The sequence below is a fragment of the Frigoribacterium sp. NPDC087798 genome (genome assembly GCF_044742985.1).
Classification (GTDB): Bacteria; Actinomycetota; Actinomycetes; order Actinomycetales; family Microbacteriaceae; genus Frigoribacterium.
Genome location: NZ_JBIUVP010000002.1, coordinates 87,035 through 113,677, shown reverse-complemented (window position 1 = coordinate 113,677; position 26,643 = coordinate 87,035). Strand labels below are relative to the sequence as shown.

Annotated in this window: 23 protein-coding genes and 2 riboswitches; of the genes, 12 read left to right on the top strand and 11 right to left on the bottom strand. The window is 72.5% G+C overall.

All coding sequences use genetic code 11. The features are described 5' to 3' along the window. Positions 1–203: 203 nt before the first annotated feature. The 4 genes from gcvP to ACIOSR_RS07520 all read right to left on the bottom strand — a co-directional run bounded on the left by gcvP (position 204) and on the right by ACIOSR_RS07520 (position 5,730). Positions 204–3,023 (bottom strand): aminomethyl-transferring glycine dehydrogenase, encoded by a 2,820-nt coding sequence (gcvP, locus tag ACIOSR_RS07535; RefSeq protein ID WP_402752486.1) that lies wholly within the window; start codon positions 3,021–3,023, stop codon positions 204–206. A 104-nt stretch (positions 3,024–3,127) separates the two neighbouring features. After that, positions 3,128–3,505 (bottom strand): glycine cleavage system protein GcvH, encoded by a 378-nt coding sequence (gene gcvH, locus ACIOSR_RS07530; protein WP_056048718.1) that lies wholly within the window; start codon positions 3,503–3,505, stop codon positions 3,128–3,130. A 27-nt stretch (positions 3,506–3,532) separates the two neighbouring features. Next, on the bottom strand, positions 3,533–4,654 hold the full coding sequence (gcvT, locus tag ACIOSR_RS07525) for a glycine cleavage system aminomethyltransferase GcvT (RefSeq protein ID WP_402752485.1): 1,122 nt from the start codon (positions 4,652–4,654) through the stop codon (positions 3,533–3,535). Between the two features lie 261 nt (positions 4,655–4,915). After that, a riboswitch (glycine riboswitch) is annotated at positions 4,916–5,028 on the bottom strand. 1 nt (position 5,029) lies between these two features. Continuing rightward, positions 5,030–5,133: riboswitch (glycine riboswitch) on the bottom strand. A 144-nt stretch (positions 5,134–5,277) separates the two neighbouring features. Beyond that, positions 5,278–5,730: an SseB family protein gene (locus tag ACIOSR_RS07520; protein ID WP_123571563.1), complete on the bottom strand. Its 453-nt coding sequence runs from the start codon at positions 5,728–5,730 to the stop codon at positions 5,278–5,280. A 118-nt stretch (positions 5,731–5,848) separates the two neighbouring features. On the opposite strand from ACIOSR_RS07520, the gene ACIOSR_RS07515 reads away from it, so the two are divergent. Then, positions 5,849–6,340, top strand: coding sequence for a hypothetical protein (locus ACIOSR_RS07515; RefSeq protein ID WP_402752270.1), 492 nt, complete (start codon positions 5,849–5,851; stop codon positions 6,338–6,340). A 37-nt stretch (positions 6,341–6,377) separates the two neighbouring features. On the opposite strand, the gene ACIOSR_RS07510 is transcribed toward ACIOSR_RS07515, so the two are convergent. Next, on the bottom strand, positions 6,378–7,283 hold the full coding sequence (locus ACIOSR_RS07510; protein WP_402752269.1) for a putative protein N(5)-glutamine methyltransferase: 906 nt from the start codon (positions 7,281–7,283) through the stop codon (positions 6,378–6,380). A 56-nt stretch (positions 7,284–7,339) separates the two neighbouring features. Here ACIOSR_RS07510 and ACIOSR_RS07505 point away from each other — a divergent pair, with 56 nt between their 5' ends. The 7 genes from ACIOSR_RS07505 to ACIOSR_RS07475 all read left to right on the top strand — a co-directional run bounded on the left by ACIOSR_RS07505 (position 7,340) and on the right by ACIOSR_RS07475 (position 13,577). After that, positions 7,340–7,822, top strand: a complete 483-nt coding sequence (locus ACIOSR_RS07505; protein WP_056048726.1) for an FBP domain-containing protein — start codon at positions 7,340–7,342, stop codon at positions 7,820–7,822. Between the two features lie 84 nt (positions 7,823–7,906). After that, positions 7,907–8,218, top strand: coding sequence for an antibiotic biosynthesis monooxygenase (locus tag ACIOSR_RS07500; protein WP_056048729.1), 312 nt, complete (start codon positions 7,907–7,909; stop codon positions 8,216–8,218). Positions 8,219–8,376: 158 nt separating this feature from the next. Further along, the gene (locus ACIOSR_RS07495) at positions 8,377–9,471 is read left to right on the top strand and encodes an outer membrane lipoprotein carrier protein LolA (protein WP_402752268.1); all 1,095 of its coding nucleotides are present in this window, start codon (positions 8,377–8,379) and stop codon (positions 9,469–9,471) included. A 91-nt stretch (positions 9,472–9,562) separates the two neighbouring features. Continuing rightward, the gene (locus tag ACIOSR_RS07490; protein ID WP_402752484.1) at positions 9,563–10,504 is read left to right on the top strand and encodes an ABC transporter ATP-binding protein; all 942 of its coding nucleotides are present in this window, start codon (positions 9,563–9,565) and stop codon (positions 10,502–10,504) included. Continuing rightward, positions 10,491–11,375: an ABC transporter permease gene (locus ACIOSR_RS07485; RefSeq protein ID WP_402752267.1), complete on the top strand. Its 885-nt coding sequence runs from the start codon at positions 10,491–10,493 to the stop codon at positions 11,373–11,375. Before ACIOSR_RS07490 ends, ACIOSR_RS07485 begins: the two co-directional genes overlap by 14 nt. A 44-nt stretch (positions 11,376–11,419) precedes the next feature. Continuing rightward, complete coding sequence (locus ACIOSR_RS07480) at positions 11,420–12,988, top strand: hypothetical protein (RefSeq protein WP_402752266.1); 1,569 nt, start codon at positions 11,420–11,422, stop codon at positions 12,986–12,988. 97 nt (positions 12,989–13,085) lie between these two features. After that, entirely contained in the window at positions 13,086–13,577 is a 492-nt protein-coding gene (locus tag ACIOSR_RS07475) for a MarR family winged helix-turn-helix transcriptional regulator (protein ID WP_043596034.1), read from the top strand. Between the two features lie 21 nt (positions 13,578–13,598). Here ACIOSR_RS07475 and ACIOSR_RS07470 read toward each other — a convergent pair whose 3' ends face one another. From ACIOSR_RS07470 to ACIOSR_RS07450, 5 genes are all read right to left on the bottom strand, one after another. After that, a complete protein-coding gene (locus tag ACIOSR_RS07470; RefSeq protein ID WP_402752265.1) occupies positions 13,599–14,285 on the bottom strand; it encodes an SDR family NAD(P)-dependent oxidoreductase in 687 nt (228 codons plus the stop codon). A gap of 68 nt (positions 14,286–14,353) precedes the next feature. After that, positions 14,354–15,367, bottom strand: coding sequence for a LacI family DNA-binding transcriptional regulator (locus ACIOSR_RS07465; protein WP_056048744.1), 1,014 nt, complete (start codon positions 15,365–15,367; stop codon positions 14,354–14,356). A 79-nt stretch (positions 15,368–15,446) separates the two neighbouring features. Then, positions 15,447–16,403, bottom strand: a complete 957-nt coding sequence (locus ACIOSR_RS07460; protein WP_159825679.1) for a carbohydrate ABC transporter permease — start codon at positions 16,401–16,403, stop codon at positions 15,447–15,449. 2 nt (positions 16,404–16,405) lie between these two features. Then, positions 16,406–17,416, bottom strand: coding sequence for a carbohydrate ABC transporter permease (locus ACIOSR_RS07455; protein WP_402752264.1), 1,011 nt, complete (start codon positions 17,414–17,416; stop codon positions 16,406–16,408). 81 nt (positions 17,417–17,497) lie between these two features. Beyond that, on the bottom strand, positions 17,498–18,805 hold the full coding sequence (locus ACIOSR_RS07450) for an ABC transporter substrate-binding protein (RefSeq protein WP_173152794.1): 1,308 nt from the start codon (positions 18,803–18,805) through the stop codon (positions 17,498–17,500). Positions 18,806–19,000: 195 nt separating this feature from the next. On the opposite strand from ACIOSR_RS07450, the gene ACIOSR_RS07445 reads away from it, so the two are divergent. The 3 genes from ACIOSR_RS07445 (at position 19,001) to ACIOSR_RS07435 (ending at position 23,836) form a co-directional block, all read left to right on the top strand. Beyond that, positions 19,001–21,040 (top strand): beta-galactosidase, encoded by a 2,040-nt coding sequence (locus tag ACIOSR_RS07445; RefSeq protein WP_402752263.1) that lies wholly within the window; start codon positions 19,001–19,003, stop codon positions 21,038–21,040. A 136-nt stretch (positions 21,041–21,176) separates the two neighbouring features. After that, on the top strand, positions 21,177–22,838 hold the full coding sequence (locus ACIOSR_RS07440; protein ID WP_402752262.1) for an arabinogalactan endo-beta-1,4-galactanase: 1,662 nt from the start codon (positions 21,177–21,179) through the stop codon (positions 22,836–22,838). 71 nt (positions 22,839–22,909) lie between these two features. After that, positions 22,910–23,836 (top strand): glycerophosphodiester phosphodiesterase, encoded by a 927-nt coding sequence (locus ACIOSR_RS07435; RefSeq protein WP_402752261.1) that lies wholly within the window; start codon positions 22,910–22,912, stop codon positions 23,834–23,836. Between the two features lie 58 nt (positions 23,837–23,894). Here the strand turns inward: ACIOSR_RS07435 and ACIOSR_RS07430 are convergent, their stop codons facing one another. Beyond that, entirely contained in the window at positions 23,895–25,511 is a 1,617-nt protein-coding gene (locus ACIOSR_RS07430) for an ABC-F family ATP-binding cassette domain-containing protein (RefSeq protein ID WP_402752260.1), read from the bottom strand. A 123-nt stretch (positions 25,512–25,634) separates the two neighbouring features. Here ACIOSR_RS07430 and ACIOSR_RS07425 point away from each other — a divergent pair, with 123 nt between their 5' ends. After that, positions 25,635–26,615 carry a bifunctional methionine sulfoxide reductase B/A protein gene (locus tag ACIOSR_RS07425; RefSeq protein ID WP_192122759.1) on the top strand — a complete coding sequence of 327 codons (981 nt, stop codon included), beginning with the start codon at positions 25,635–25,637 and terminating at the stop codon, positions 26,613–26,615. The last annotated feature ends 28 nt before the right edge of the window (positions 26,616–26,643 follow it).

Here is a 26,643-nt window from a genome sequence, read left to right as displayed (position 1 = left end):
GGACCCACGGGTCGGAGCACCCCGAGCTAGCCACACAGCGTGAGCTGTCCCCCGGGCGTCGATCGGGACGGTCGCCGCTACGTGAACGCCCTCCGCGACACTCGGCGGCCGACGCCCGAGGGACCCAGAGGGAACCGCCAGCACTCGACGGGATCGGGTGCTGGCGGTTTCCCGTCCGAGGCGCGGTCGGCGCCCGACGCCATCTAGGCGAACGCCTCGGCCGGCGGGCAGTTGCAGAACAGGTTGCGGTCACCGTAGGCCTGGTCGATGCGACGCACCGGCGGCCAGTACTTGCTGCGCACGAGCGAGCGGACCGGGTACACGGCCTCTTCGCGGCCGTACTCGGCGGTCCATTCGCCCACGACGACCGACTCGGCCGTGTGGGGCGCACCGCGCAACGGGCTCGACTCGGCGGTGTACCGACCAGCCGCCACGGCGTCGGCTTCGCCCTTGATCGCGATCATCGCGTCGACGAAGCGGTCGATCTCGGCGAGGTCCTCGCTCTCGGTCGGCTCGACCATGAGGGTTCCAGCGACGGGGAACGACATGGTCGGGGCGTGGAAGCCGTAGTCGATGAGGCGCTTGGCCACGTCGTCGACGGTGACCCCGGTCGCGTCGCGCAACGGCCGCAGGTCGAGGATGCACTCGTGCGCGACGAGGCCGTTCTCGCCCGCGTACAGCACGGGGAAGTGCTCGCGGAGGCGGGCGGCGACGTAGTTGGCCGCCAGGACGGCCGCCCCGGTCGCCCGGGTGAGGCCCTCGGTGCCCATCATGCGCACGTAGGCCCAGCTGATCGGCAGGATGCTCGGCGACCCGTACGGAGCACTCGAGACGGGCACGCCGGCGTGGGCGAGACGGTCCCCCTCGGCCGCGGGGGCCGAACCCGTGCGACGGTCGGCCTGCTGGGCCATCGGGTGACCGGGCAGGAAGGGCGCGAGGTGGGCCTTGGCCGCGACCGGACCCACGCCCGGACCGCCCCCACCGTGCGGGATGCAGAAGGTCTTGTGCAGGTTGAGGTGCGAGACGTCGCCGCCGAAGTCCCCGAAGCGCGCCACCCCGAGCAGGGCGTTGAGGTTCGCCCCGTCGACGTAGACCTGGCCTCCGGCCGCGTGCACGGCGTCGGTGAGGGCGACGATGTCGTGCTCGTACACGCCGTGCGTCGACGGGTAGGTGATCATGAGCGCCGCGAGCTGGGCCGCGTGCTGCTCGACCTTGGCGCGCAGGTCGTCGAGGTCGACGTTGCCGCCCTCGTCACAGGCCACCACGACGACGCGCATGCCCGCGAGCACCGCGCTGGCCGCGTTCGTGCCGTGCGCGCTCTGCGGGATCAGGCACACCGTCCGCTCGCCGTCGCCGTTCGACAGGTGGTAACCGCGGATCGCGAGGAGACCCGCGAGTTCGCCCTGGCTGCCGGCGTTGGGCTGCAGCGAGACCGTGTCGTAGCCCGTGACCTCGGCCAGCCATCCCTCGAGCTGACCGATCAGGTCGAGGTACCCCGCCACGTCGTCGGCCGGGGCGAACGGATGCACGCCGGCGAACTCGGGCCAGGTGACCGCGGCCATCTCGGTCGCCGCGTTGAGCTTCATCGTGCAGCTGCCGAGCGGGATCATCCCGCGGTCGAGCGCGTAGTCCTTGTCGGCCAGGTGCTTGAGGTAGCGCATCATGCTGGTCTCGCTGCGGTGGGTGCGGAAGACCGGGTGCGTGAGGTAGTCGCTCGTCCGCAGCAGCGCCTCCTGCAGGCCCGAGGGTGCGGCATCGTCGAACAGCTCGACGCCGAGCACCTCGGCGACGACCCGGACGTCGTCCCGCGTCGTGGTCTCGTCGAACGAGAGACGGACGCAGTCGTCGTCGACGGCGTGCAGCAGGTAGCCCCGAGCGTGTGCCGCGGCGACGATCTCGGCCGCCCGACCCGGGACGAAGACCTGGAGGGTGTCGAAGAACGAGTCCCGCTCGAGCTCGAGTTCGCTCGCCCCGATTGCGGCCGCCAGGTCGGAGGCGTGGCCGTGCACGCGCGTCGCGATGTGCCGCAGCCCCCAGGGGCCGTGGTAGACCGCGTACATCGACGCCATCACGGCGAGCAGCACCTGTGCGGTGCAGATGTTCGACGTGGCCTTCTCGCGACGGATGTGCTGCTCGCGGGTCTGCAGGCTGAGGCGGTAGGCGGGCTGCCCGACGGCGTCCTGCGAGACCCCGACCAGGCGCCCGGGCAGCTGACGCTCGAGCCCCGTGCGGACGGCCATGTAGCCCGCGTGCGGACCGCCGAAGCCCATCGGCACGCCGAAGCGCTGGCTGGTGCCCACGGCGACGTCGGCCCCGAACTCGCCGGGTGCCTCGATCAGCGTGAGCGCGAGCAGGTCGGCGGCGACGACGGCCAGACCGCCCTGGGCGTGGGCCGCCTCGACGACGGCGCGCGGACTCCAGACGGACCCGGACGCCGCGGGGTACTGGACGAAGAGGCCGAACGACTCGGGCAGCTCGGCGGGGTCGAGCACCGAGAGGTCGAGCTCGACGAGTTCGATCCCGACGGCCTCGGCGCGGCCGGCGAGCAGGGCCTTGGTCTGCGGGAAGGTGTCGCTGTCGACGACGAAGACGTCGGTCTTCGCCTTGGACGCACGGCGGGCCAGCAGCATGCCCTCGACGACGGCCGTGCCCTCGTCGAGCATCGACGCGTTGGCGGTCGAGAGCCCGGTCAGCTCGGCCACCATCGTCTGGAAGTTGATGAGGGCCTCGAGTCGACCCTGCGAGATCTCGGGCTGGTACGGCGTGTAGGCGGTGTACCAGCTGGGGTTCTCGAGCACGTTGCGCTGGATGACGGCCGGGGTGACGGTGTCGTAGTACCCGAGACCGAGGAGGCTGCGCGAGACGCGGTTGCGCCCCGCGAGCGCCCGCAGCTCGGCGAGCGCCTCTTCTTCGCCGATCGGCTCGGGCAGCACGCTGCCCTCGACGGGTGCGGCGTGGATCGCGTCGGGCACGGCGGCCGCGACGAGCGACTCGACGCTGTCGTGCCCGACAGCGGCGAGCATGGTCGCCTGGTCGTCCGGGGTGGTGCCGACGTGGCGGTCGACGAAGCCGGTGGCGACCTGGTCGGACCAGCCGCCGAAGACGGACCCGCCCGTCTGCTCGGCGCTCATTCGGCGGTCAGCGCGACGTACTCGTCGCGCGAGAGCAGGCCCTGGCCGTCGGTCGACGACAGGGTGATCTTGATGAGCCAGCCGTCGCCGAACGGGTCGCTGTTGACGAGGTCGGGGCTGTCGACGACGGCCTGGTTGGCCTCGAGGACCGTGCCGAGCGCGGGGGCGAACAGCTCGCCGACCGACTTGGTCGACTCGATCTCGCCGACGACCGTGCCGGTCTCGACCTCGGTGCCCTCGGCGGGCAGGTCGACGTAGACGACGTCGCCCAGCTTGTCGGCGGCGTAGTCGGTGATGCCCACGGTGGCGGTGTCGCCGTCGATCAGGAGCCACTCGTGCTCGGCGGTGTACTTCAGTGCGGTGAGATCGGTCATGGCCGGTCCTTTCGAGGGAGGGGGTGCCTAGGAGCGCTTGTAGAAGGGCAGCGGGACGACGGTGGCGGCGACGGCGGTGCCGCGGACGTCGACGGCCAGGGCGGGACCGCGGTCGACGACGTCGGGGTCGACGTAGGCCATGGCCACCGGGTGGCCGAGGGTGGGCGACAGCGCGCCGCTCGTGACCTCGCCGACGACGGTGCCGTCGTCGGTGACGACCGGGTAGCCCGCCCGGGCGGCCCGGCGCCCGGTGAGCGTCAGTCCGACGAGGACGCGGGCGCCGGCGGCGGGCTCGACGTTCGAGCGCCCGACGAAGTCCTTCGAGGTGTCGACGACCCGGCCGAGCCCCGCCTGGTCGGGGCGGACGTCGAGGCCGAGTTCGTGGCCGTAGAGCGGCATGCCGGCCTCGAGACGGAGCGTGTCGCGGCTGGCCAGCCCCGCGGGGACGATCCCCCGTGGTCCGCCGGCCTCGGCGATCGCGGCCCACAGCGACGGGGCGGTCTCGGGGTCGACGTAGAGCTCGAAGCCGTCCTCGCCGGTGTACCCGGTGCGCGCGATCAGCACGGGGGCGTCGTCGAAGGTGGCCTGCAGCACGCGGTAGTACCGCAGGGTGGACAGCGGGGCGTCGGGCTGGAGGCGGTCGGCCGTGACGAGTTCGTCGAGCACGCCCTCGCTCTCGGGCCCCTGGACCGCGATCAGCGCGGTGTCGTCGCTCTCGTCGTCCACGGTGACGTCGAACCCGGAGGCGCGGGTCGCCAAGGCCGCGAACGCCGCCTCGCGGTTGCCCGCGTTGGCCACGACCAGGAAGTCGTGCTCGTCGAGGCGGTAGACGACCAGGTCGTCGACGATCCCGCCCTCGGCGGCGAGCAGGAGCGAGTACTTCGCCCGCCCGACGGCGATGGTCGAGAGGGTGCCGGCCAGGGCGTGGTCGAGGAAGGCGCCGGCGTCGGCCCCCACCACGGCGATCTCGGCCATGTGCGAGAGGTCGAAGAGCCCCGCGGCGGTGCGGACGGCGTGGTGCTCGGCGAGGTCGGAGTCGTAGCGGACCGGCATCTGCCACCCCGCGAAGTCGGTGAAGACGGCGCCGGCGGCGACGTGGACCCCGTGCAACGGGCTGTAGCGCTCGTCGGGCTCGTCGGTACCGGTCAGGTCGTGGGCGTCGCCCGGCCCGGTGGCGATGCCCTCGGTGCCGTCGTCGGAGAGGACGACGTCGCCGTCGAGCACGGCGGACGCGTCGGCACCGCCGAGGTCGTCGTCGTCGGGCCCGGGGGCGGCGGGAAGGTTCGAGGCTGCGTCGGACATCGTGCTCCTGAGAGGGACGGACCGGCCGCCAGGTGTCTCGGCCGGGAACGGTGTCATGCGGATGGGGCACGACGGGGCAGCCCCGTCCGGCGGTCCGCCGGTCGGGGCTCCCCCTCTGTCATGGGCCTGAGAGCTTCACCGGCCGAGGCCGGTTTTCACCGTGGGCGAGGACCGGCGAGGGGGTCTGTCGACCGCCTCGCGCCTCCTGCTTTTCAGAGTGGCCAGTCCGTCGCGGTACGCGTACCTGAGAGATTGGCGGGGAGCTTGCTCCTTCGGTGCCCGGTCGGCGCAGTCTCTGCGCACCGGGGCTCTCCCGCGACGTGTTCGTGGCCCGATGTTCGATTGTGGCGCCAGCCTAGCGTCGTCGTGTGACACGCAGGTTTCGGGATCTCACGCGATCCGGGCCACCCGGACGACGACGGACGCCCCGACCGGGTGCGGTCGGGGCGTCGTGGGGTCGTGCGGGTGCGTCAGACGGCGCGGGAGGGCTGCCCGGGCTCGGGCGAACCGGCCGCCTCGTGCTGGGCGACGAGCTTGCGCACGTCGTCCGCCAGTTGGGCGACGCCCTCGGGCAGCATCTCGAAGCCCTCGCGGTTGCCCGGGTTGACGACGAGGCCGGTCTCGGCCGGGATGGCCTGGACGAGTTCGGCCGCCGGGAGGGTCGCCGAGAACTCGGCGACGCCCCTGACCTGCTCGCCGATCATGTCGACGTGCGTGAAGGCGGCCAGCATGGGCACGCCCTCGCGGTCGAAGAGCACGGGCTGCAGGTCGTTCAGCGACTCCTGCGCGTCGGTGGCCGTGGCGACGACGACCTGGGCGTTGACGAACTCGGCGAGCACGCTGTTCATGTCGCCCTCACCCGCCTGGCCCTTGCTGATGGCCTGTTCGAGTGCGGTCTTTTCGCGGTTGTCCGTGTCGGTCATCCGACCAGCCTGCCGGGCGAACCTCCGTGTCGGCTCAGCGTCGCGCGTGGTGGGCGGCCCGGCCACTCGCTACCCTGTGCAACACCCCGCCGTGTCGCACCCACCTCGAGGAGCCCTCGTGCCCCGTAGCCTCCGCCCGTCCCACCGAACCGCCGCCCCGGCCCTCGCCGTCACGGGTCTGGCCCTCGTGCTGCTCGTGTCCGGGTGCGCCGGGAGCGCCGGGGGCGCGCCGGCCTCGTCGCCGGGCCCGACGGCCGCGGCGTCGCGGACCCCCACGCCGACGGCCTCGGACGATGCGACGGCCCTGCCCGACGCCACCGCGCTCCCGACGACCGAGCCGCCCGCCCCCGCCACGGCCCAGGCCCAGGAGGCGCCCCCCGCCTGGCACGCGTGCGTCACGGCGATCGGTCAGCAGTACCCCGACCTGCCGTACCTCGGCGACGTGTGGGCCTACGAGGCCGACGACGTCCGCGACAGCGCCACGGGCGCCGTGGCCACCGTCACGATGGGCCACCTCGCCGACGGCCGCCCCGCGACGGAGTGGACCTGCCAGATCTCGGGCACCCCCGACGCCCCGGTCGTCGACTCCGTCGCCCCGGCCGACGTCTGAGCCCGGTCACGGACCACCCCGCCGGGGGCCGACCGCCTCACCGGGCGACGGCGACGACGACCGTGCCGTCGATCTCGTCGTCGCGCACGACCCGGGCCCGCAGGCCCGCGGCGACCAGCGCCTCCTGCGTGTCGGGAGCCTGACGCTCGCTCGTCTCGAGGACGAGGGTGCCGCCCGGTGCCAGCCACTCGCCGACCTCGGCGGCGATCCGTCGGTGGAGGTCGAGCCCGTCGGCCCCGCCGTCGAGGGCGAGCGACGACTCGTGGAGGCGCGCCTCGGGCGGCAGGGACGAGATCGCCCCGGTCGGCACGTAGGGCGCGTTCGCCGCGATCACCCGGAACCGGCCGCGCAGCGACGGGGGCAGCCCGTCGAACAGGTCTCCCCGGACGACGGTCCCCCTCCCGTCGAGGTTGCGACGGGCGCAGTGCACGGCGGCCGGGTCGAGGTCGGTGGCCCAGAGGTCGAGACCGGGGTGCTCGGCGGCGAGCACGGTCGCGACGGCGGCGGCGCCGCAGCAGAGCTCGAGCACGGTGGGGGAACGGGTCGCCGGACCGCAGCCCTCGTCCACGGGTGCCGCATCGTCCACGAGCGCCGCGGAGGCCTGCCCCAGGACCAACTCGGTCCGGCGGCGGGGCACGAAGACGCCCGGCTCGACGACGATCCGCCGCCCCGCGAACTCCGCCCAGCCGAGGATCTGCTCGAGCGGTCGTCCGGCGACGCGGTCGGCGACCATCGACTCGAGGGCGTCAGCGTCAGCGTCAGCGTCAGCGTCAGCGTCAGCGTCAGCGTCAGCGTCGGCCTCGGTTCCGGCGTCGGCGTCGGGCCGGGTTCCGGCGTCGGCGGCGGCCACCAGCAGGCGCGCCTCGTCCTCGGCGAAGACGCAGCCCGCGGCTCGGAGGCGGCGCGCGACGACCTGCTCACGGTCGGCCCCGGGGATGGTCACGCGCCCACGCTAGACCGACGCGTAGGCTGACGAGACCCGACGGCACGAGGGAGAACATGAAGCCGCTGACCGAGACCGACATCCGCGAGTCGTTCGTCAACGCCCTGCCGGGCGACCTCGACCGCCTGCCGATCCCCGGACTGCACGAGATGCTCTGGGAGGAACGCGAGTTCCTCGGCTGGCGCGACCCGCAGGCCCACCACCGCGGCTACATCGTCCACTGGATGGACGGCCGACCCGTCGGACTCGTCGTCCGGTCGTCGAGCAGTTCGCTGCGCCCCGGCATCGCCGCCATGTGCTCGCTCTGCCACTCACCCCAGCCGGCCACGCAGGTACGCCTCTTCACCGCCCCCAAGGCCGGCGAGGCCGGGCTCAACGGCAACACGCTCGGCACCTACATCTGTGAAGACCTCGCCTGCTCGCTGCTGATCCGGGTCGCTCCCCCGCACCTCAACCCGCCCGAGCAGATCGCCCGCCGCTCGGCCGGACTCGCCGAACGGGTGCAGGGCTTCACGGCCAACGTCATGAAGACCGCCTGACGCGCGGCCGTCCCGCCGACCGCACCGCGCCTCCCGTCGTTCCCCACCCCGCTCCCCCTCCCATCCCCACCGAAAGGCACCGTCGTGTCCGTCGTCAAGATCAACGCCATCCACGTTCCCGAGGGCTCCGGCTCCGAGCTCGAGAAACGCTTCGCCGCCCGCAAGCACTCGGTCGACGGCGCGGAGGGGTTCGAGGGGTTCCAGCTGCTGCGTCCCGTCAAGGGCGAGGACCGCTACTTCGTCGTGACGACCTGGCGCAGCGAAGAGGACTTCGCGGCCTGGTCGGCCGACGGCGCCAAGGCCGCCCACGCCCGCCCCGCCGCATCCGGCGACGCCCCGCGCGGGCCGGTCGCGACGGGTGCCGACCTGCTCGAGTTCGAGGTCGTCGAGCTCTGACCGGGACGGTCGCGCCGGGGCGTCCGGCCGGCGTCGGCACGGCTCGTTCGACGTCGAGCGACCGGGGGCGAGGATGACAGCGATCTCCAGGCTTCGCGCGTAGTCTCCTGCCCAATCGCCGACCCGCTCGGGGCCCGGCGTGAGAGGTCGCGATCGTCATGAAGAAGTCCACCCGCTGGGCCACCGCCGCCGCCGTCCCCGTGGCCGTCATCGCTGCGAGCATCGTGGTCCCCGCCGTCTCGGCCACGGCCGACGTCGACCTGCCCGACAAGACGCCGCAGCAGGTGCTGGCCCTCGCCGCCTCGAGCTCGGGCGCGTCCTACTCGGGCACGGTCGAGCAGACCTCCGACCTCGGGCTGCCCGACGTGTCGGCCCAGGCCACGGGCGGCGGATCGTCGTCCGACGCCGCCGGTGCCCTCGAACTGCTGACCGGCAGCCACACGGCCAAGGTCTACGCCGACGGCGCCACGAAGCAGCGAGTCCAAGTGATCGACCAGCTCGCCGAGCGGGACGTCATCCGTGACGGGTCGAGCGTGTGGGCCTACGACTCGAAGACGAAGGAAGCGACGCACGCGACGCTGCCCGACCAGGGGAGCACCCCGACGCCGAGCGCCCTCCCCGACGGCACCGCCGTGCCGCAGACGCCTGCCGAACTGGCCGACCTCGTCCTGTCGTCGGTCGAGCCCACGACGACCGTCACGGCCGACTCCGACGTGAGGGTGGCCGGACGCGACGCGTACCAGGTGGTCCTGACCCCGAAGGACTCCTCGACGCTCGTCGCGAGCGCGACCCTCACCGTCGACGCCGAGACCGGCGTCCCGCTCAAGGTGGTCGTCGCCGCGAAGGGGCAGAGCGATCCGGCGCTGTCGGCCGGCTTCACCTCGGTCGACTTCGGCGCCCCCGCGGCGTCCGTCTTCGCGTTCACTCCCCCGGCGGACGCGACCGTGACCGACGTGACCGTGCCGACCGGCGCCTCCGGACGGTCGCACGGTGACGCGGCGCACGCCGAGAAGACCGTCATCGGCTCCGGCTGGAGCTCGATCGTCGGGGTCACCCCGGCTGCCGGGTCGAGCGACGGCACCTCGTCGATCGATGCCGACGCCCAGGGCCTGCTCGACCAGCTGACCACGAAGGTCGACGGCGGCCGGGTGCTCGAGACCTCGCTGGTGTCCGTCCTGCTGACCGACGACGGTCGGGTGTTCGCCGGGGCGGTCGACGCCTCGACCCTGCAGGCCGCCGTGGCCGGGCAGTGACCTCCGGCCGGTGAGCCTCGACACCCCCGCCGCCCGGGCGCCCGCCGTCGGCGACGCACTCCGAGGGGCGTTCGCCGTCGAGACGACGGGCCTGACGAAGCAGTTCGGACGCCAGCGCGCCGTCGACGGAGTCGACCTCGCGGTGCCGCACGGCAGCGTCTACGGGTTCCTCGGTCCGAACGGCTCGGGCAAGACCAGCACGATCCGCATGTTGCTGGGGCTCACCTCGGCATCGAGCGGCGACATCAGGCTGCTCGGCGGGTCGATGCCCGACGACCTGCGCCGCGTGCTGCCCCGCGTCGGCGCCCTGGTCGAGGGTCCCGCGTTCTACCCGTTCCTCTCGGGCCGCGCGAACCTGCACCGCCTCGACTCGGGCGACCGCTCGGCCCCGGCCTCGACGCGACGCGCCCGGGTCGACGCCGCCCTCGACCGCGTCGGCCTCGGTCACGCGGCGTCGAAGAAGGCCCACGCCTACTCGCTCGGCATGAAGCAGCGCCTCGGCATCGCGAACGCCCTGCTGATGCCGCGGGACCTGCTGGTGCTCGACGAGCCCAGCAACGGCCTCGACCCGCAGGGCACGCGCGAGGTCCGCACCCTCATCCGTTCCCTGGCCGACGAGGGCACGACCGTCTTCGTCTCGAGCCACCTGCTCAGCGAGGTCGAGCAGATGTGCACGCACATCGGCGTGATGAGCGCCGGGCGGCTGCTGACCCAGGGCACGCTCGACGACCTGCGCGCGCTCGGCACGCACCGGGTCCACCTGCTCACGCCCGATCCGGACGCCGCCCGCGACGTGCTCGTCCGCCTGGGGCTCTCCCCGGAGGCACGGGCACGGCCCGACGCGACGCCCGCGACCGCGGGTGGTGCGGTCGGCGTCGAGGCCGAGCTCGCGGTCGACGGGCTCTCGCCCGAGTCGATCGTCGCGGCCCTCGTCGCCGCGGACGTGCGCGTGCGCGGATTCGAGGTGGCCGGTGCCAGCCTCGAGGACCGGTTCGTCGACCTGACCGGGGAGGGCTTCGATGTCGCCGGCTGAGTCCGCGGGCGCGCGTCCCGACGCCGCCCCCACCGTCGACCGCTCCCCGAGCGCGCTGGGCCTCGGCCTGCTGGGCAGCGAGCTGGCGGTGCTCTTCCGCCGCGTCCGCACGATCGCGCTGCTCGCCGCGCTGGCCCTCATCCCGGTGCTGCTCGCGGTCGCCGTGCGCGTCACGTCGTCCGACGGCGGCGGTGGTCGCGGGCCCGCCTTCCTCGGCGACATCACCCAGAACGGCCTCTTCGTCTCGCTCACCGCCCTCACGGTGGCGATCCCGCTCTTCCTCCCGCTGACCGTCGGCGTCGTCGCCGGCGACACGATCGCGGGCGAGGCGAGCCTCGGCACCCTGCGGTACCTGCTGGTGACGCCGGTGGGCCGGGTGCGCCTCCTGCTCGTCAAGTTCGCGGCGGCCGCGGCGTTCTGCCTCGCCGCCACGCTCGTGGTGGTCGTGTTCGGGGCGATCGCCGGGGCCGCGCTGTTCCCGGTCGGGCCGGTCACCCTGCTCTCCGGGCAGACGATCGGCCTGGGTGAGTACGCCCTGAGGCTGCTGCTGATGGCGCTCTACGTCACGATGTCGTTGCTCGGCCTGAGCGCCATCGGCCTGTTCGCCTCGACGCTGACGAGCGTGCCCGTCGGGGCCATGGCGGCCACGATCGTGCTCTCGACCGTCGCCCAGATCGTCGATGCGCTGCCGCAACTGGACGTCCTGGACCCCTGGCTGTTCACGCACCACTGGCTGGGATTCGCCGACCTCATGCGCGACCCGGTCTCGTGGGACTCGTTCGGCGCCAACGTTCTGCTGCAGGCCGGCTACGTCGTGGTCTTCGGTGCCCTGGCACTCGGCCGGTTCACCACGAAGGACGTCCTGAGCTGAGCCGTCGGCGCGCCCGTGTCGGCGGTCGCGGTTACCGTGGATCGGTGCTTTCCCGTACCCGCCGATCCCGCGTCCTCTCCCGCCCCGTCCGCCTGACCGTGGCGGCGTCGCTCGCCACCGTGGCCCTGCTCGCCGCGACCGGCTGCACGTCCACGTCGACCGACGACGCCGACGGGCGCACGGCCCTCGTCACCCACCAGCAGGAGGCGCGGGTCACGGTGGTCGGCGGCGCCACCGCCCCCGAGAGGGCCGTCGAGGCCAGCCGGGCGCTGTTCGCCTCCAGTCCGGTCGCGGTCGTCGCAGCGGACGGGGACGCGGCGGGCCAGGCGGAGGCGGCCGACGAGGCGGAGCGACTGGGCGTGCCCCTGCTGCTCGCCCCGGCGGGGGCGCCGACGGCGTCGCCGTCCGCCGGCCCGTCGAGCGACAGCCCCACGACCGGGCCGTCCGTCCTGGCGGCCGAGCTCGACCGGCTCGGCGTCGAGACCGTGCTGGCGGTCGGCGACGTGGGCGCGATCGACGGGGCGGGCGTGGAGATCGCGAGCCGCGCCTCCTCGGTCGACGTGCCCGACCCGGCGACGCCCCTGGACGACGTCCTCGCCGTCGTGGCCGGAGCCGAGGACGTCGCGGCCACGGCCACAGCCCGGGCCGCGGGTGCCGAGGTCCAGGCCCTGCCCGAGGGGGTCGTCGACCTTCAGGCCTCCGGTGAGGCGATCGACGCGCTGCACGCCTCGACGACGACCGACACCGTCCTGATCGGCTCGTCCTTCTCGACCGTGCGCGACGCCGCGTGGTCGGTCGCGGCGGCCCGGTCCGGGGCACAGCTGCCCGGCGGCGGCCAACGGTTCTTCCCGGACCGGCGGTTCGTGGCGCTCTACGGCGCGCCCGGCACCGGGGCGCTCGGCGTCCTCGGCGAGCAGGACGTCGCCGCGACCGTGCAGCGTGCCGCCGACGTCGCGGCGAGCTACGACGCGGCGAGCGACCGTCCCGTGGTGCCGATGCTCGAGGTCATCGCGACGGTCGCCGCCGGTGCCGCCGGGGACGACGGCGACTACTCGAACGAGCTGTCGGTCGAGAGCATCGAGCCCTACGTGGACGCGGCCGCCGCCGCGGGGCAGTACGTGGTGATCGACCTGCAGCCGGGTCGGGCGGACTTCCTCAGCCAGGCGAAGCGCTACGAGTCGCTGCTGTCGCGGCCGAACGTCGGCTTGGCCCTCGACCCCGAATGGCGCCTCGAGGCCGACCAGGTACCGCTGCGCCAGATCGGCGGGGTCGAGGCGGGCGAGGTGAACGCCGTGTCGACCTGGCTGGCCGACCTCGTCGCGTCGAAGGGTCTGCCGCCGAAGATGTTCGTGCTGCACCAGTTCCGACTCGACATGCTGCGCGACCGAGCGTCGATCGACACGTCGCGGCCCGAGCTGGCCACGCTGATCCACGCCGACGGTCAGGGCTCGCAGCCCGACAAGCAGGCCACCTGGCGCGCGCTGCACGACGGCGCCCCGGCCGGGGTCGCCTGGGGCTGGAAGAACTTCTACGACGAGGACGTGCCCGTGCTGAGCCCCGAGCAGACGATGGCCGACGTGTCGCCGACGCCCGACCTCGTGACCTACCAGTAGCGCGCCACCCGGGTCGCCCCGGCGACCCGTGCGGACGATTCACCGGCAGGTGGACGAAGATGAGGAGTCCGAAACCGACCGATGGGAACGCAGCACCGTGGCCACGAACGACGAAGTCGACCTGATCATCGACGCCTGGGCCCGCGAGCGCCCCGACATCGACTTCGCACCCCTCGACGTCTTCTCGCGCCTCCGCCGCCTGTCGCGGCGCCTCGACCGCATCCGCAGCGAGGCGTTCGCCCATGCGGGCCTCGAGATCTGGGAGTTCGACGTGCTCTCGGCCCTCCGTCGGGCCGGCGACCCCTTCCAGCTCAGCCCGAAGCACCTCGTCACGGCGACCATGGTCACGAGTGGCACCATGACGAACCGACTCGACCGTCTGGTCGAGCGCGGCCTCGTCGAACGCCACGGCGACCCGAGCGACGGCCGCGGTGTGCTGGTGCGCGTGACCGAGGACGGCATCGCGCGGGTCGACGCCGCCATGCTGAGCCTGGTCGACGCCGAGAGCGCACGGCTGCACTCGCTGTCACCCGCCCAGCAGGCCCAGCTCGCCGACCTGCTGCGGCTCGTCGGCGACGAGTTCAGCTAGGAGCGTCGGGCCGGTCGGGAGTCAGCTCGAGAACGCCGAGCTCGGCAGGTCCTTCTCGCCGTCGACGATCGCCCGCACGATCCGCTCGGCCACCGCGTCGGGGTCGAGGGCCGCACCGAACGCCGGCGCCTTCCCGGCGACCGCTCGCGTGGCGAGACCGGTGTCGGTGTGCCCCGGGCGCGCGTCGAGCACGCGGATGCCGTCTCGCCGGTACTCGCGTCCGGCGGCCGACGCGAAGGACGCCAGGGCCGCCTTGGACGCCGAGTACGCGGCCATCCCCACGGTCGCGGCCTCGGACACGACGCCGCTGATCGTCACGACGAAGGGTTCGCGACCGGCCGCCGCGGACTCCGCGAGGGCGGCGTGCGCGGCGCGCACCAGACGGATGGGCCCGAGAGCGTTCGTCTCGACGAGTTCGTCGAGCGTGTCGTCGTCGAGGTCCTTCGCCGCTCCGAACGCGACGACGCCCGCGGCGACCACGACGCCGTCGAGGCGTCCGTGCTGGTCGAGCGCCGACCGGACCAGCGCCGCGCCTCCCGACCGGTCACGCAGGTCGGCGAGGTAGGCGCCGGGGCCCGAGAGCGACTCGGGGCGTCGGGCCGCACGGACGACGACGGCCCCCTCGTCTTCGAGCATCGCCGCGACACGCTGCCCCAGTCCGCCGGACGCACCGGCCACGAGCACCACGGCTCCGTCGAGATCGGTCATGCCGCCGACCCTACGCGCGCGTCCCGGTGGGACGCCGGGGCGAGGGACCGCAGGAGGCGCGGGTCGCGTCACGCGGACGCGCGCACCACCAGCTCGGTCGGCAACGTCATGGCGGCCGGCTTCTCGCCGTCGATGACCTGCAGGAGCAGGCGCACCATCTCGCTGCTGATGCGGTCGAACGGTTGACGCATGGTCGTGAGGGCCGGCGACGTCGCGGTCGCGACGCTCGAGTCGTCGAAGCCCGCGACCGCGACGTCGTCCGGCACGAGCCGCCCCGCGGCCGTCAGGGCGTCGATCGCCCCGGCGGCCATGCGGTCGTTGGCGGCGAAGACGGCGTCGAGGTCCGGCCGCTCGGCGAGCAGGGACTGCATCGCGACGCGGCCGCTCTCACGCCCGTAGTCGCCGTGGCGCACGAGCGCGTCGTCGGCGTCGTCGCCCAGCTCGGCCCGGTACCCCTCGAGGCGGGTGATGCCGCCGGGGGTGTCGGCGGGGCCGGCGATCGTGGCGATGTGCCTGCGCCCCAGGCCGCGGAGGTACGCGACCATCTCGCGCGCGCCCTCGCGGTCGTCGGCGGCCACCCACCCCATCTTCTTCTCGTGGCCGATCGGGATGCCGCAGGCGATCGCGGGGACCCCCGACTCGACCACGTCGGCGAGCAGCCTGCCGCCGCTGTGCGCCGAGACGAGCAGGACGCCGTCGACGTGCCCGGCCCCGATGTAGGCCAACGCCCGCTGCTGTTCGGCAGGCGACCCGGCCATGATCAGCACGAGCGAGACGTCGCGCTCGGCGAGCGCCGAGGCCGCCCCCCTCAGCAGGATGGAGAAGTTCGGGTCCTCGAAGAGCTGTTCGTGGTCTTCGGTGAGCAGGAAGGCGACCGAGCCGGTGCGGTTCGTCGCGAGGCTGCGCGCGTGCGGGTTGACGCGGTACCCGGTGGCCTTGATGGCGGCGTCGACCGCGGTCTTGGCCTCGGGGCTGACCCACCGGCCGCCGTTCAGGGCCCGCGACACCGTGCCCCGCGAGACGCCGGCGGCGGTCGCGACGTCGTCGATGGTCGGTCGGCCGCGGCCGGTCGTGCTGCTCACGCGGCCAGCATAGGGTGCGGCGACCGCCGGGCCGGCGGCGCGCTCCGCCCCGCCGGCACGACCGGTCGTCCAGGCCGCACTACTTGACCGCGCCGGCCGCGAGGTCGACCTTCCAGAACCGCTGCAGCACGAGGAAGATCGCGATCAGCGGGATCACCGAGAGCAGGGCACCCGTGATGACGAGCGTGTACAACGCCGGCGCCGAGGCCCCCTGGTTGAGCAGCCCGTTGAGTCCCACCGTGAGCGGGAACAGCGAGTCGTCGCCGAGCATGATGTACGGCAGCATGAAGTTGTTCCAGATGGCGACGAACTGGAACAGGAAGATCGTCACGAGCCCGGGCAGCAGCATCGGCACGGCGATCCTCGAGAAGATGCCCATCTCGCGGGCCCCCTCGGTGCGCGCGGCCTCGATCACGTCGGTGGGCACGGCGGCCGCGGCGTAGATGCGGGCGAGGTAGATGCCGTAGGGGCTGATGATCTGCGGCAGCAGCACGCCCCAGAAGGTGTTGGTCAGGCCGACGTTCGCGAGCAGGAAGTACTGCGGGATCGCCAGGATGACGCCGGGCACGAGCACGCCCATCAGCAGCACGTTGAAGACGACCTTCTTGCCCGGGAACTCGAACTTCGCGAGCACGTAGCCCGAGAGCGCCGAGACGAAGGTCGAGGCGATCGCGCCGAGGCCGGCGTAGAGGGCCGTGTTGAGCATCCATCGCCAGAACAGCCCGTCGCGGTACTGCGTCAGGGCGACGACGTTGTCGAGCAGGTGACCGCTCGGCGCCAGGGTGAAGGTCGAGAAGAGCTCGCCGCCGTCCTTGGTCGAGGCCATGACGACCCAGAGCACCGGGAACAGGCAGTAGACGGCGCCGATCAGCAGCAGCACCGTCGAGACGACGCTCGGCCGTTCGGCGTGCAGGCGCGGTGCGGACGGGTCGCGCGGCACCCTGCCCGAGGGACGGCGGTTCGTCGAGGAGGCGCGGGTCGGGTCGGGCACCGGGGCCGTGGCGTCTCGGGAGCCGTCGAGGTCGATGGTGGTCATGGTCAGTCCTCCTGGCCGAATGCGCGCTTCTGGACGACCCGGAGGAAGAAGAAGCTGACGATGAAGGTGGCGAGCGCGATGACGACCGAGGTCGCCGCCGCCGAGTAGATGTCGTCGCGGGTGAAGGCGTCGCGGTAGACGAGCATGAGCGGCGACCAGCTGGTCGACAGGCTGTTCGTGAGCGGACGGAGGGTGGTCGGCTCGGCGAACACCTGCAGGGTGGCCACCATCGAGAACAGCGCGGTCATGACGAGCGCCGGCGCGACCATGGGGATCTTGATGCGCAGGGCGATCTGCACCTCGCTGGCACCGTCGAGGCGGGCGGCCTCGTAGACGTCGGTCGGCACGGCCTTGAGCGAGGTGTAGATGACGATCATGTTGAAGCCGACACCGCCCCAGAGGGCGATGTTGGCGATCGCGAACAGCACGGTTCCCGAGCCGAGCACCCCGTCGACGTCCCAGCCGAGCCGGTCGAACACGTAGTAGAAGGGGCTCACGGCCGGGAGGTAGAGGAAGCCCCAGAGCAGCGAGCTGATCACGGCGGGCACCGCGTAGGGCAGGAAGATGGAGACCCGCGAGAAGGCGGTGGCCCGCGTGCGCTTCGAGTCGAGCAGCAGGGCGAAGAGCAACGCGAGGCCGAGCATGCACGGGATCAGCACGACGCCGTAGAGGAGGACGCGACCCACGCTGGAGGCGAACTCGGGGTCGGTGAGAGAACCGACGTAGTTCTCGAACCCGGCGAACACCTGGCTCTCGCCGCCCGAGCCGAGCCCCAGGCCGACGACCTGTTTCTTCTGGAAGCTGAGGAACAGCGTGTAGACGATGGGCGCCGCCATGAACAGCACGAACAGCACGATTCCGGGGGCCAACATGGCGTAGGGGGTCAGCACCCGCGTGCGGAAGCTGCCGTTGCCCTTGCGGGTCGCCGGGCGGGGCGCCTCGCGACCGGCCGACGACGGCGGAGGGCCGGACCCGTCGGTTCGCGGGCTGAGGGGGGTGAGGGTGTCGGCCATGCCGTGTCCTTGGGTCGAGACGGGTGTGACGGAGGGGTGACGGGGCGGGCGGGGCGACCCCGGCCGCCCCGCCCGATGTCGCTACTTGACCGAGAAGCCGCTCTTGGTCAGGTCGTCGACGGTGATCTTCTGCATGGCCGCGACCGCGTCCTCGAAGGCCGCCTGCGTCTTGGCGTCGGCCGCCTTGGCGAACTCGTCGTTGTAGGCGCTGAAGGCCACGTTGACGTTCGGGCCGTAGGTGAACGGCTGCACCGACTCGGACGCCTCGGCGGCGATGTCGTAGAAGTCGTCCTGCTGGCTGAAGAACTCGGGGCTGGTGGTCAGCGCGTCCGAGGCCGCGTCGGTGGCCGCCGGGTAGACGCCGGCGATGTCGGCGAGCGCCGCCACGGCCGTGGGGTCGGTGTTGAGCCACGTCGCGAACTCGACCGCCGCCTCCTTGTGCTCGGACTGGGTCGTCACGGCCGTGGTCGAGCCGCCCCAGTTGCCGTCCGCCGGCTTCGAGGCGTCCCACTGCGGCATCGGGGCCGCGGTCCACTTGCCGGCGGTGTCGGGGGCGTTGCCGCCCAGCACGCCCGGCGCCCAGACCGAGCTGATCCAGCCGACCTGGCTGCCGTCGTTCAGACCGGCGTTCCACTCGGGCGTGTACATCGGCTTGTTGTCGATCGCCCCGCTCTCGACGAGCCCGCCCCAGTACGAGGCGACCTTCTCCGTCGGGCCGCCCTCGATGTCGACGCCCCAGCTGTCGCCGTCGATCGACCACCACGAGGCACCGGCCTGCTGCGTGAGGCCGGCGAACCAGCCGGCGTCGTTGGCCGAGAAGGTGCCGAGGTACTTCGTCGGGTCGGCGGCGTGGAGCTTCGTGGCGACGTCGGCGTACTCGTCCCACGTGGTCGGGACGCTCAGGCCGTACTGGTCGAGGACGTCGGTGCGGTAGTACGCCATCATCGGGCCGGAGTCCTGCGGGATGGCGTAGACGCCGTCACCGCCGAGGGTCACCGACGACCAGGTGCCCTCCGAGAAGTCGCCTTCGAGGTCGGCGGCGCCCTGGTCGGAGATGTCGGCGAGCGCGTCCGAGGACACGAGCGTCGGGATCTTCTGGTACTCGGCCTGGATCAGGTCCGGCGCGCCGCTCCCGGCCTTGATGGCGGTGAGCAGCTTGGTGATGGCCGGGTCTCCGCCGTCCTGTTTGTTGACGGTGACCTGGATGTCGGGGTTGTCCTGGTTCCAGAGGTCGACGACCTTGTCGAGGTTCGGGGCCCAGGCCCAGTAGCTGAGCTCGACGGGACCGTCGTCGGCCGCGCCTCCCCCGGCGCCGGAGCACCCGGCGGTGAGCAGTAGGGCGGCGGTCGCGACCGTGGCGACACCGAGACGGCGGAATGAGCTGCGCATTCGTCCTCCTTGAGGAAAGCAAGAGCTGTGGTGGGGGCGGGACAGCGCGTGCTTCGGAGAACCACGTCGCTGTGCCTGTGAGCGGTTACAGTTACGCACAGCGGTTTTCGCTTGTCAACACCGTTACGGGCCCTTTCGCCGCTCGAATCCGGTGTGTTACAACTGGGAGCGCACACAGTCAAAGGAGATCACTGCATGTCACTCGAGCTCGACGCCCGACCCACGCCCCAGGCCACCACGACCTGGCTGCCCGGCCGAGCCGACCTGCGCTACGGCGGCGACTACAACCCCGAACAGTGGCCGCGCGAGGTCTGGCTCGAGGACATCGCCCTGATGAAGCAGGCGGGCGTCAACCTGGTCAGCGTCGGCATCTTCTCGTGGGCCCTGCTCGAACCCCGCGAGGGCGAGTACGACTTCGGTTTCCTCGACGACATCCTGGGCCTGCTGCACGACGCCGACATCGACGTCGACCTCGCCACCCCGACGACCGTCCCGCCGGCCTGGTTCTGGAAGGCCTACCCCGACTCCCACCCGGTCACGCGGGACGGCGTCACCCTGGGTCGCGGCTCCCGCGGCATGGTCAGCCCGAGCAGCCCCGACTACCGCCGGGCGGCCCTCGCGATCACCGAGCGGCTGGCCGAGCGCTACGCGAACCACCCCGCGGTCGTGCTCTGGCACGTCCACAACGAGTACGGCGCCCCGATCAGCGAGGACTACGGCCCCCACTCGGTGCTCGCCTTCCGCACCTGGCTCGAGGAGAAGTACGTCACCCTCGACGCGCTCAACGAGGCCTGGGGAACCCGCTTCTGGGGCCAGACCTACGGCGAGTGGGACGAGATCGACGCCCCACGCACCTCGGCCACGGTCGTCAACCAGACCTCGCGCCTCGACTTCGCCCGCTTCACCTCCGACGCCCTGCTGGCCTGCTTCACCGCCGAACGCGACGCGATCAAACGACACGCGCCGCACCTCCCGGTCACCACGAACTTCATGGCCACGAACTGCCCCTCGATCGACTACTGGAGGTGGGCCCGCGAGGTCGACGTCGTCGCGAACGACCACTACCTCGTGGCCGAGCGCCGCGACAACCACGTGCTGCTCGCCATGGACGCCGACCTCACCCGTTCGCTCGCCGGCGGTGCCCCGTGGATGCTGATGGAGCACTCGACCTCGGCCGTCAACTGGCAACCGCGCAACATCGCCAAGCGCCCCGGCGAGCTCGCCCGGAACGCCGCGAGCCACCTGGCCCGGGGCGCCGACGCGATCCTGTTCTTCCAGTTCCGGGCGTCGCGGTACGGCGCCGAGAAGTTCCACTCCGCGATGCTGCCGCACGCCGGCACCTCGACCCGCACCTGGCGCGAGGTCGTCGACTTCGGCGCCGACCTGGGTCGGCTCTCGGCCGTCCGCGGCAGCCGGGTGGAGGCGCGGGTCGCGATCCTCTGGGACGTCGAGTCCTTCTGGGCCCACGACCTCGAATGGCGGCCGTCGGTCGAACTCCAGCACCGTGAGCGCGTCGTCGCCTGGTACTCCGCCCTGTGGCACCTCGGCGTGACGGTGGACTTCCGCCACCCGCACGACGACCTGTCGGGCTACGACCTCGTGCTCGCCCCCTCGCTGTACCTGGCCGACCGGCGGACGACCGACGGCCTCGGCGCGTTCGTCCGCGAGGGCGGCACCTTCGTCGCGTCGTACTTCTCGGGCGTCGTCGACGAGAACGACACCGTCCACGCCGGTGGAGCACCCGGTGCCCTGCGCGAGGTGCTCGGCCTCTCGGTGCCCGAGTTCCTGCCCCTGTACGCCGACCAGGTCGTCACCCTCGACGACGGCACGACGGGCACGGGCTGGTCCGACGACATCGTGCTCGAGGGCGCCGTGGCGGTCGCGAGCTACGTCGACGGCCCGGCGGCGGGAGGTCCGGCGGTCACCCGCCACGCCCACGGCGACGGCTCGGCCTGGTACGTCTCGACGCGCACGACCGGGGCCGATCTCGGGGGTCTCGTCCGGTCGGTGCTCGACGACGCCGGGGTGCCGCTGCCGGTGGACCACCCCGAGGGGCTCGAGGTCGTCGTGCGCCACGGGGACGACGTCGACTTCACCTTCCTGGTCAACCACGCCGAGACCGCGACCGACGTCGTGGTCGGTCAGGGCACCGAGCTGATCACCGGCGACGCCGTCGACGGCCGCGTGGGCGTCCCCGCCGGTGCGGTCCGCGTCGTGAGCCGCCCCCGCGGCTGAGCCGCGACGCGAGGCGACCGCAGGAGGCGCGGTGCCGGCGTCGAGACCGGCACCGCGCCTCCTGCGCCCCACCGTCCCGAACCCCGTACCGCCCCCGCAGCACCCCGCCCCACCGATCGTCAAGGAGGACGACGCGATGACACGACCCACCACCACCCCCCGGCCCCACGTCGACCGGAGGGGCCGGCGCGGTCTCGCCGTCGGCGCCGCCCTCGCCACGGCGGCCCTGGGAGCCGGCCTGCTGTCGGGCGCCCCCGCGACCGCGGTGCCCGGCGGCCCGGCTCCTCGCCCCGTCGTCGTGCAGGACCCCGGCTTCGAGCACGGCGCGACGGGCTGGGTCTCGAAGGGGTCGGGCACCACGACGCTCGAGGCGGGTGGGCACGACTCGGCCACGCGCCTGACGCACGTGCTGCCGACGGCCGGCACGGCCACGACCAGCCAGAAGCTCAAGAAGGTCATGCCCGGGTGGTGGACCTTCTCGGCCTGGGTGAAGAGCGGTGGCGGCCTGGCCTCGAGCACGCTCTCGCTGACCGGGTGCGGCACCGGCTCGAGCAAGGACGCCGCGGCGACGACGGTGATCCCCTCGACCGAGTCCGACGACGGGTGGCTGCGCCTCTCGGTCTCGGCCGAGGTGACGCACAGCCAGTGCACTCCGACGTTCACCACGAGTGGTGCGGCCGGTACCTGGGCGAGCATCGACGACGTCACCGTCACGCCCGGGCGGGTGACGCGCGACGTGCGGGGTGCCGACCTGTCGGGTCTGCCCCGCAACGAGGATCGCGGAGCCGTCTACCTCGACGCCGCCGGCCGCCCCACCGACCCGGTGACGCAGCTGGCGGACCACGGGGCGAACATGGTGCGGCTGAAGGTCTGGGTCGACCCGACCGACGGCTACAACGACCAGGACGACGTCGTCGCGATGGCGGCGCGGGTGAAGGCGGCGGGCATGCAGCTGCTCGTGGACTTCCACTACAGCGACCGGTGGACCGACCCGGGCGCCCAGACCATGCCGAGGGCCTGGCTCGGGCTGAGCGCCCCCGAGGTCGCCACGAGGATCCACGACCACACCCGCAGCGTGCTCGACGCCCTCGCCGCCGAGGGGATCACCGCGGACGCCGTGCAGGTCGGCAACGAGATCAACCCCGGCATGGTCTGGCCGCTGGGCCAGACCTGGGACGTCGACCCGAGCGACGGCGTCAGCGGCGCGCAGTGGAGCAACCTGGCGATGTTCCTCACGGCCGGAGCGACGGCGGTGAAGGAGGTCTCGCCCACGACGCAGGTGGTGCTGCACCTGACCAACATCAACGCCGGCGTCGACGGCCTCACCTGGTGGTTCGACGAGGCGACCTCGCGCGGCGTGCCGTTCGACCTGATCGGCCTGTCGTACTACGGCTACTGGCACGGCGGGCTGTCGGGCATGCAGCAGGCGATCACGACGCTGTCCGAGCGCTACGACCGCGACGTGCTGATCGTCGAGACGTCCTACCCCTGGACGCTCGAGGACGACCCAGACCACCTCTGGGAGAACGTCGTCGTCGACCCGTCGCAGCTCGTCGCGGGCTACCCCGCGACGCCCGAGGGGCAGGCCGCGAACTTCCGTGCGATCCAGGACGTCGTGGCCTCGGCCCCGGGCGGCCGCGGAATCGGCGTCGTGGCGTGGGAACCCGCGTGGACCGCGGTCGACGGTGCCGGATGGGACCCGGACGACCCGACCTCGGGCAACGCGTGGGAGAACCAGGCGATGTGGGACCACGACGGTCGCCCGCTGCCCGCACTCGACGAGTACGCGGCCGACTGAACCGGGCGAACGACGGGTGATCCGGCGGGCGGTGGTCGGCGCGGCACCCGGTCTCCCCCCATAGTGGGCACATGCCCCGCACGCCCGAGCCCTTGGCACGCCTCTCCCGTCGAACGGTCCTGCTCGGCGTCGGCGGCGTCGCCGTCCTCGGGACGGCCGCCGTCGCCCTCGGGTTGCGTTCCGCGCGACTGAGCGAGGAGGCGCCGGTCACCCGGGCCGCGCCTCCTCGGCCCGTCGACGCCCTCCTGGCGGCTCGGCCCTCCACCGTCGCCCACCGCGGCGGGTCCGGCGACTGGCCCGAGATGTCGATGTTCGCCTACCGGCAGTCGGTCGCCGCCGGGGTGGACGGGCTCGAGGTGTCGCTCTCCCGCACCTCGGACGGCGTCTGGTTCGGACTGCACGACGAGACCCTCGACCGCACCTCGGGCACGACCGGGTTCGTCCCCGCCGACCACACGTGGAGCGAGGTGCAGCAGTACCGCATCTCGGCGGCCGAGACGAACGACCCCGAGCAGTCCGACCAGCCGTACGCCCGCTTCGACGAGATCGTGCGCGAGTTCGGCCGGGAACACGCCCTGTTCGTCGACCCGAAGTACGTCGACGCCCGCTTCTACCCCGAGCTGTTCGAGATCGCATGGATGCACCTCGGGACGTCGGAGGTGGCGCAGACGCTCGTCGGCAAGGGGTACTGCACGCAGACCGAGTGGGGCGACCTCGCCGCCTCCGAGGGGTGCGCGACCTGGGGGTACTACTACGCCGACGAGGTGGCGGCCGACCCCGAGCTGCTCACCCGGACCTCCGCCAGCTGGAGCATGCTGGGCCTCGACTGGTCCGCCCCGGCCGCGACCTGGGCGACGATGACGGCCACCGGCAAGCCGGTCCTCGGCCACATCGTGTCCGACCTGGACGCCGCTCGCGCCGCACTCGACGGGGGTGCGTCCGGGCTCGTCGTCTCGGGCGTCGCCGAGGTCGTCCGGCAGCTGACGACCGAGGGCTGAGCCCGGCCGCACGCGGACCCGACCCGCGCCCGGCGCACCGCGCCCGGCGCGCCGCGGCTCAGGCGGCGGTGACGACCACGCGCTCGGGACGGTCGGCGTCCGCGCCGAAGACCAGACGCCGCGTGGCGACCTTGTCGGCGAAGAACCGGTCGTGGCTGACGACGACGACCGCCCCGGGGAAGTGCTGCAGCGCCCGCTCCATGACCTGGGCGCTCGGCACGTCGAGGTGGTTGGTGGGCTCGTCGAGCAGCAGCACCGAGGCCCCCGAGAGCAGGCACTGCGCCATCGCGACGCGGGCCCGCTGACCACCGGAGAGCGCGCCGATGCGCTTCTTGAGATCGGCCTCGCTGAACTGGAACATCGCGAGGAACCGCCCGACGGACTTCCGCGTCGCGGTCAGGGCGAGGCTGTCGGGCATCGCGTTGACCGAGTGCGTGACGGTGTCGTCGTCGTCGAGCTCGGCCAGCACCTGGTCGTACGAGACCACCTTGACCCCGCCCGCCCACGCGGCCCGACCGGCGTCGGCGCGTTCTTCCCCCGTCAGCACCCGCAGCAGCGTGCTCTTGCCGCTGCCGTTCGCCCCCGTGATCACCAGGCGGTCGCCGCGCCGCAGCTCGAACGTGAGGTCGTCGAAGAGCGTCCGGTCGTCGCGGGCCTTGCCGAGACCGTCGACCCGGCACAGGACGTCCTTGACGTGCAGCCCCGAGTAGATCTCGGTGATGATCTGGTCGACGGGGCGGGGCGCCCGCGACTTCTTGACCTTGGCGAGCTGCTTGAGCAGGTCGCCGCCGTCCTGGCGCTTGGCGGCCTTGGCGGCGTCGCGGCGGTCCGAGATGCCCTCGGCCTCGAACGCGAGCAGCTCGGACTCGTGCACGAACTGCTGCTCGAGGCTCTTCAGCCGGAACTGTTTCTGCACGACGTACTCGGCGAAGTCCCCCGGGTAGTCGTGCAGGTGGAAGTTCTCGACCTCGACGATGCGGGTGACGACCGCGTCGAGGAAGCTGCGGTCGTGCGAGACGACCACGGCCGCGCCGTGGAAGTCGCGGAACCACGACTCGAGCCACTCGACGCCGGCCACGTCGAGGAAGTTCGTGGGCTCGTCGAGCAGCAGCACGTCCGGGTCCTCGAGGACGATCTTCGCGAGGGCCGCGCGGTTGCGCCAACCACCGCTGAGGTCGTCGATCGGGCTGGTGCGGTGCGCGTCGCTGAATCCGAGCACGCTCAGGGCCGTGTCGATGCGGCGCGGGTACTCCCAGCCGTCGACCCGGTCCATCTCGGCGAACAGTTCGGACTGTCGGTGGATCAGCTGGTCGAGGGCGTCCCCGCCGTCGGGGTCCATCGCGACCACGGCGATGTCGGCGTCGATCTGCGCCAGGTCGGCCTCGATCGCCCGCTCGTGGGCGAAGAGCCCGGTCAGCACCTCGACGATGGTCTGCGTGCCGTCGAGCTCGGAGAACTGCGAGAAGTACCCCACCCGGACGCCCTGCTCGAGCGTGACCGTGCCCTCGTCGGGCTGCACCTGGTCGAGCATCAGCTTGAGCAGCGTGGACTTGCCGCTGCCGTTGCGACCGACGATCCCCACGCGCTCCTTCTCGTCGAGGCGGAAGAACGCCTCGCGCACCACCGGGGTGCCGTCGAAGCGGACGGTCACGTCGTTCAGTCGGATCAGGCTCATGCGTCGATCCTCGCAGGCCGACGGAACACCCGGCGCCGTCCGGTTGTTGTCGTGAGAGGCATCGAGGCGACCGCGGGCACCCGACCCATCCGATCGCACCGACGCCGACGAACAGGAGGCATCATGTCGGACCAGTACCGGAAAGACCCCGAGGCGGTCGCCCGCCTCACCTCGACCCAGCGCCGCGTGACCCAGGGCGGTGGCACCGAACCCGCCTTCCGCAACGAGTTCTGGGACTCGAAGGACGCGGGCATCTACGTCGACGTCGTCTCGGGCGAGCCCCTGTTCGCCTCGGTCGACAAGTTCGACAGCCGCACCGGCTGGCCGAGCTTCACGCGACCCATCGATGCCGAACACGTCGTCGAGAAGCGCGAGGGCTTGTTCTTCAAGCGCACCGAGGTGCGCTCGACCGCCGGGGACAGCCACCTCGGCCACGTCTTCCGCGACGGACCCACCGCGACCGGCGGGCTGCGCTACTGCATCAACTCGGCGGCTCTCCGCTTCGTCCCCCACGCCTCACTCGAAACCGAAGGATACGGTGCCTACATGACGCTCTTCTCCCCCGAATCCACCCCCGCCCCCAGCGGCACGACCGAGACCGCGATCCTCGCGGGCGGCTGCTTCTGGGGCGCCCAGCAGCTGCTCCGCCGCCGACCGGGCATCGTCTCGACCCGCGTCGGCTACTCGGGCGGCAGCGTGCCGAACGCGACGTACCGCAACCACCGCGGCCACGCCGAGGCCGTCGAGATCGTGTTCGACCCGGGTCTGACCTCGTACCGCGAGATCCTCGAGTTCTTCTTCCAGATCCACGACCCGTCGACGAAGGACCGCCAGGGCAACGACGTCGGCGACAGCTACCGCTCGGCGATCTTCTACGCGGACGACGAGCAGCGCGCGACGGCCCTCGACACCATCGCCGACGTCGACGCGTCCGGCCTCTGGCCCGGCAAGGTGGTCACCGAGGTCACCCCGGCCGGCGACTTCTGGGAGGCCGAAGAAGAACACCAGGACTACCTCGAGAAGGACCCCTACGGCTACACCTGCCACTTCGTCCGTCCGGGCTGGGTGCTGCCGAAGCGCGACCAGCAGGTCGCCGCGGGCTGACGCCCGTCGGAGACCTAGGAGGCGCGGT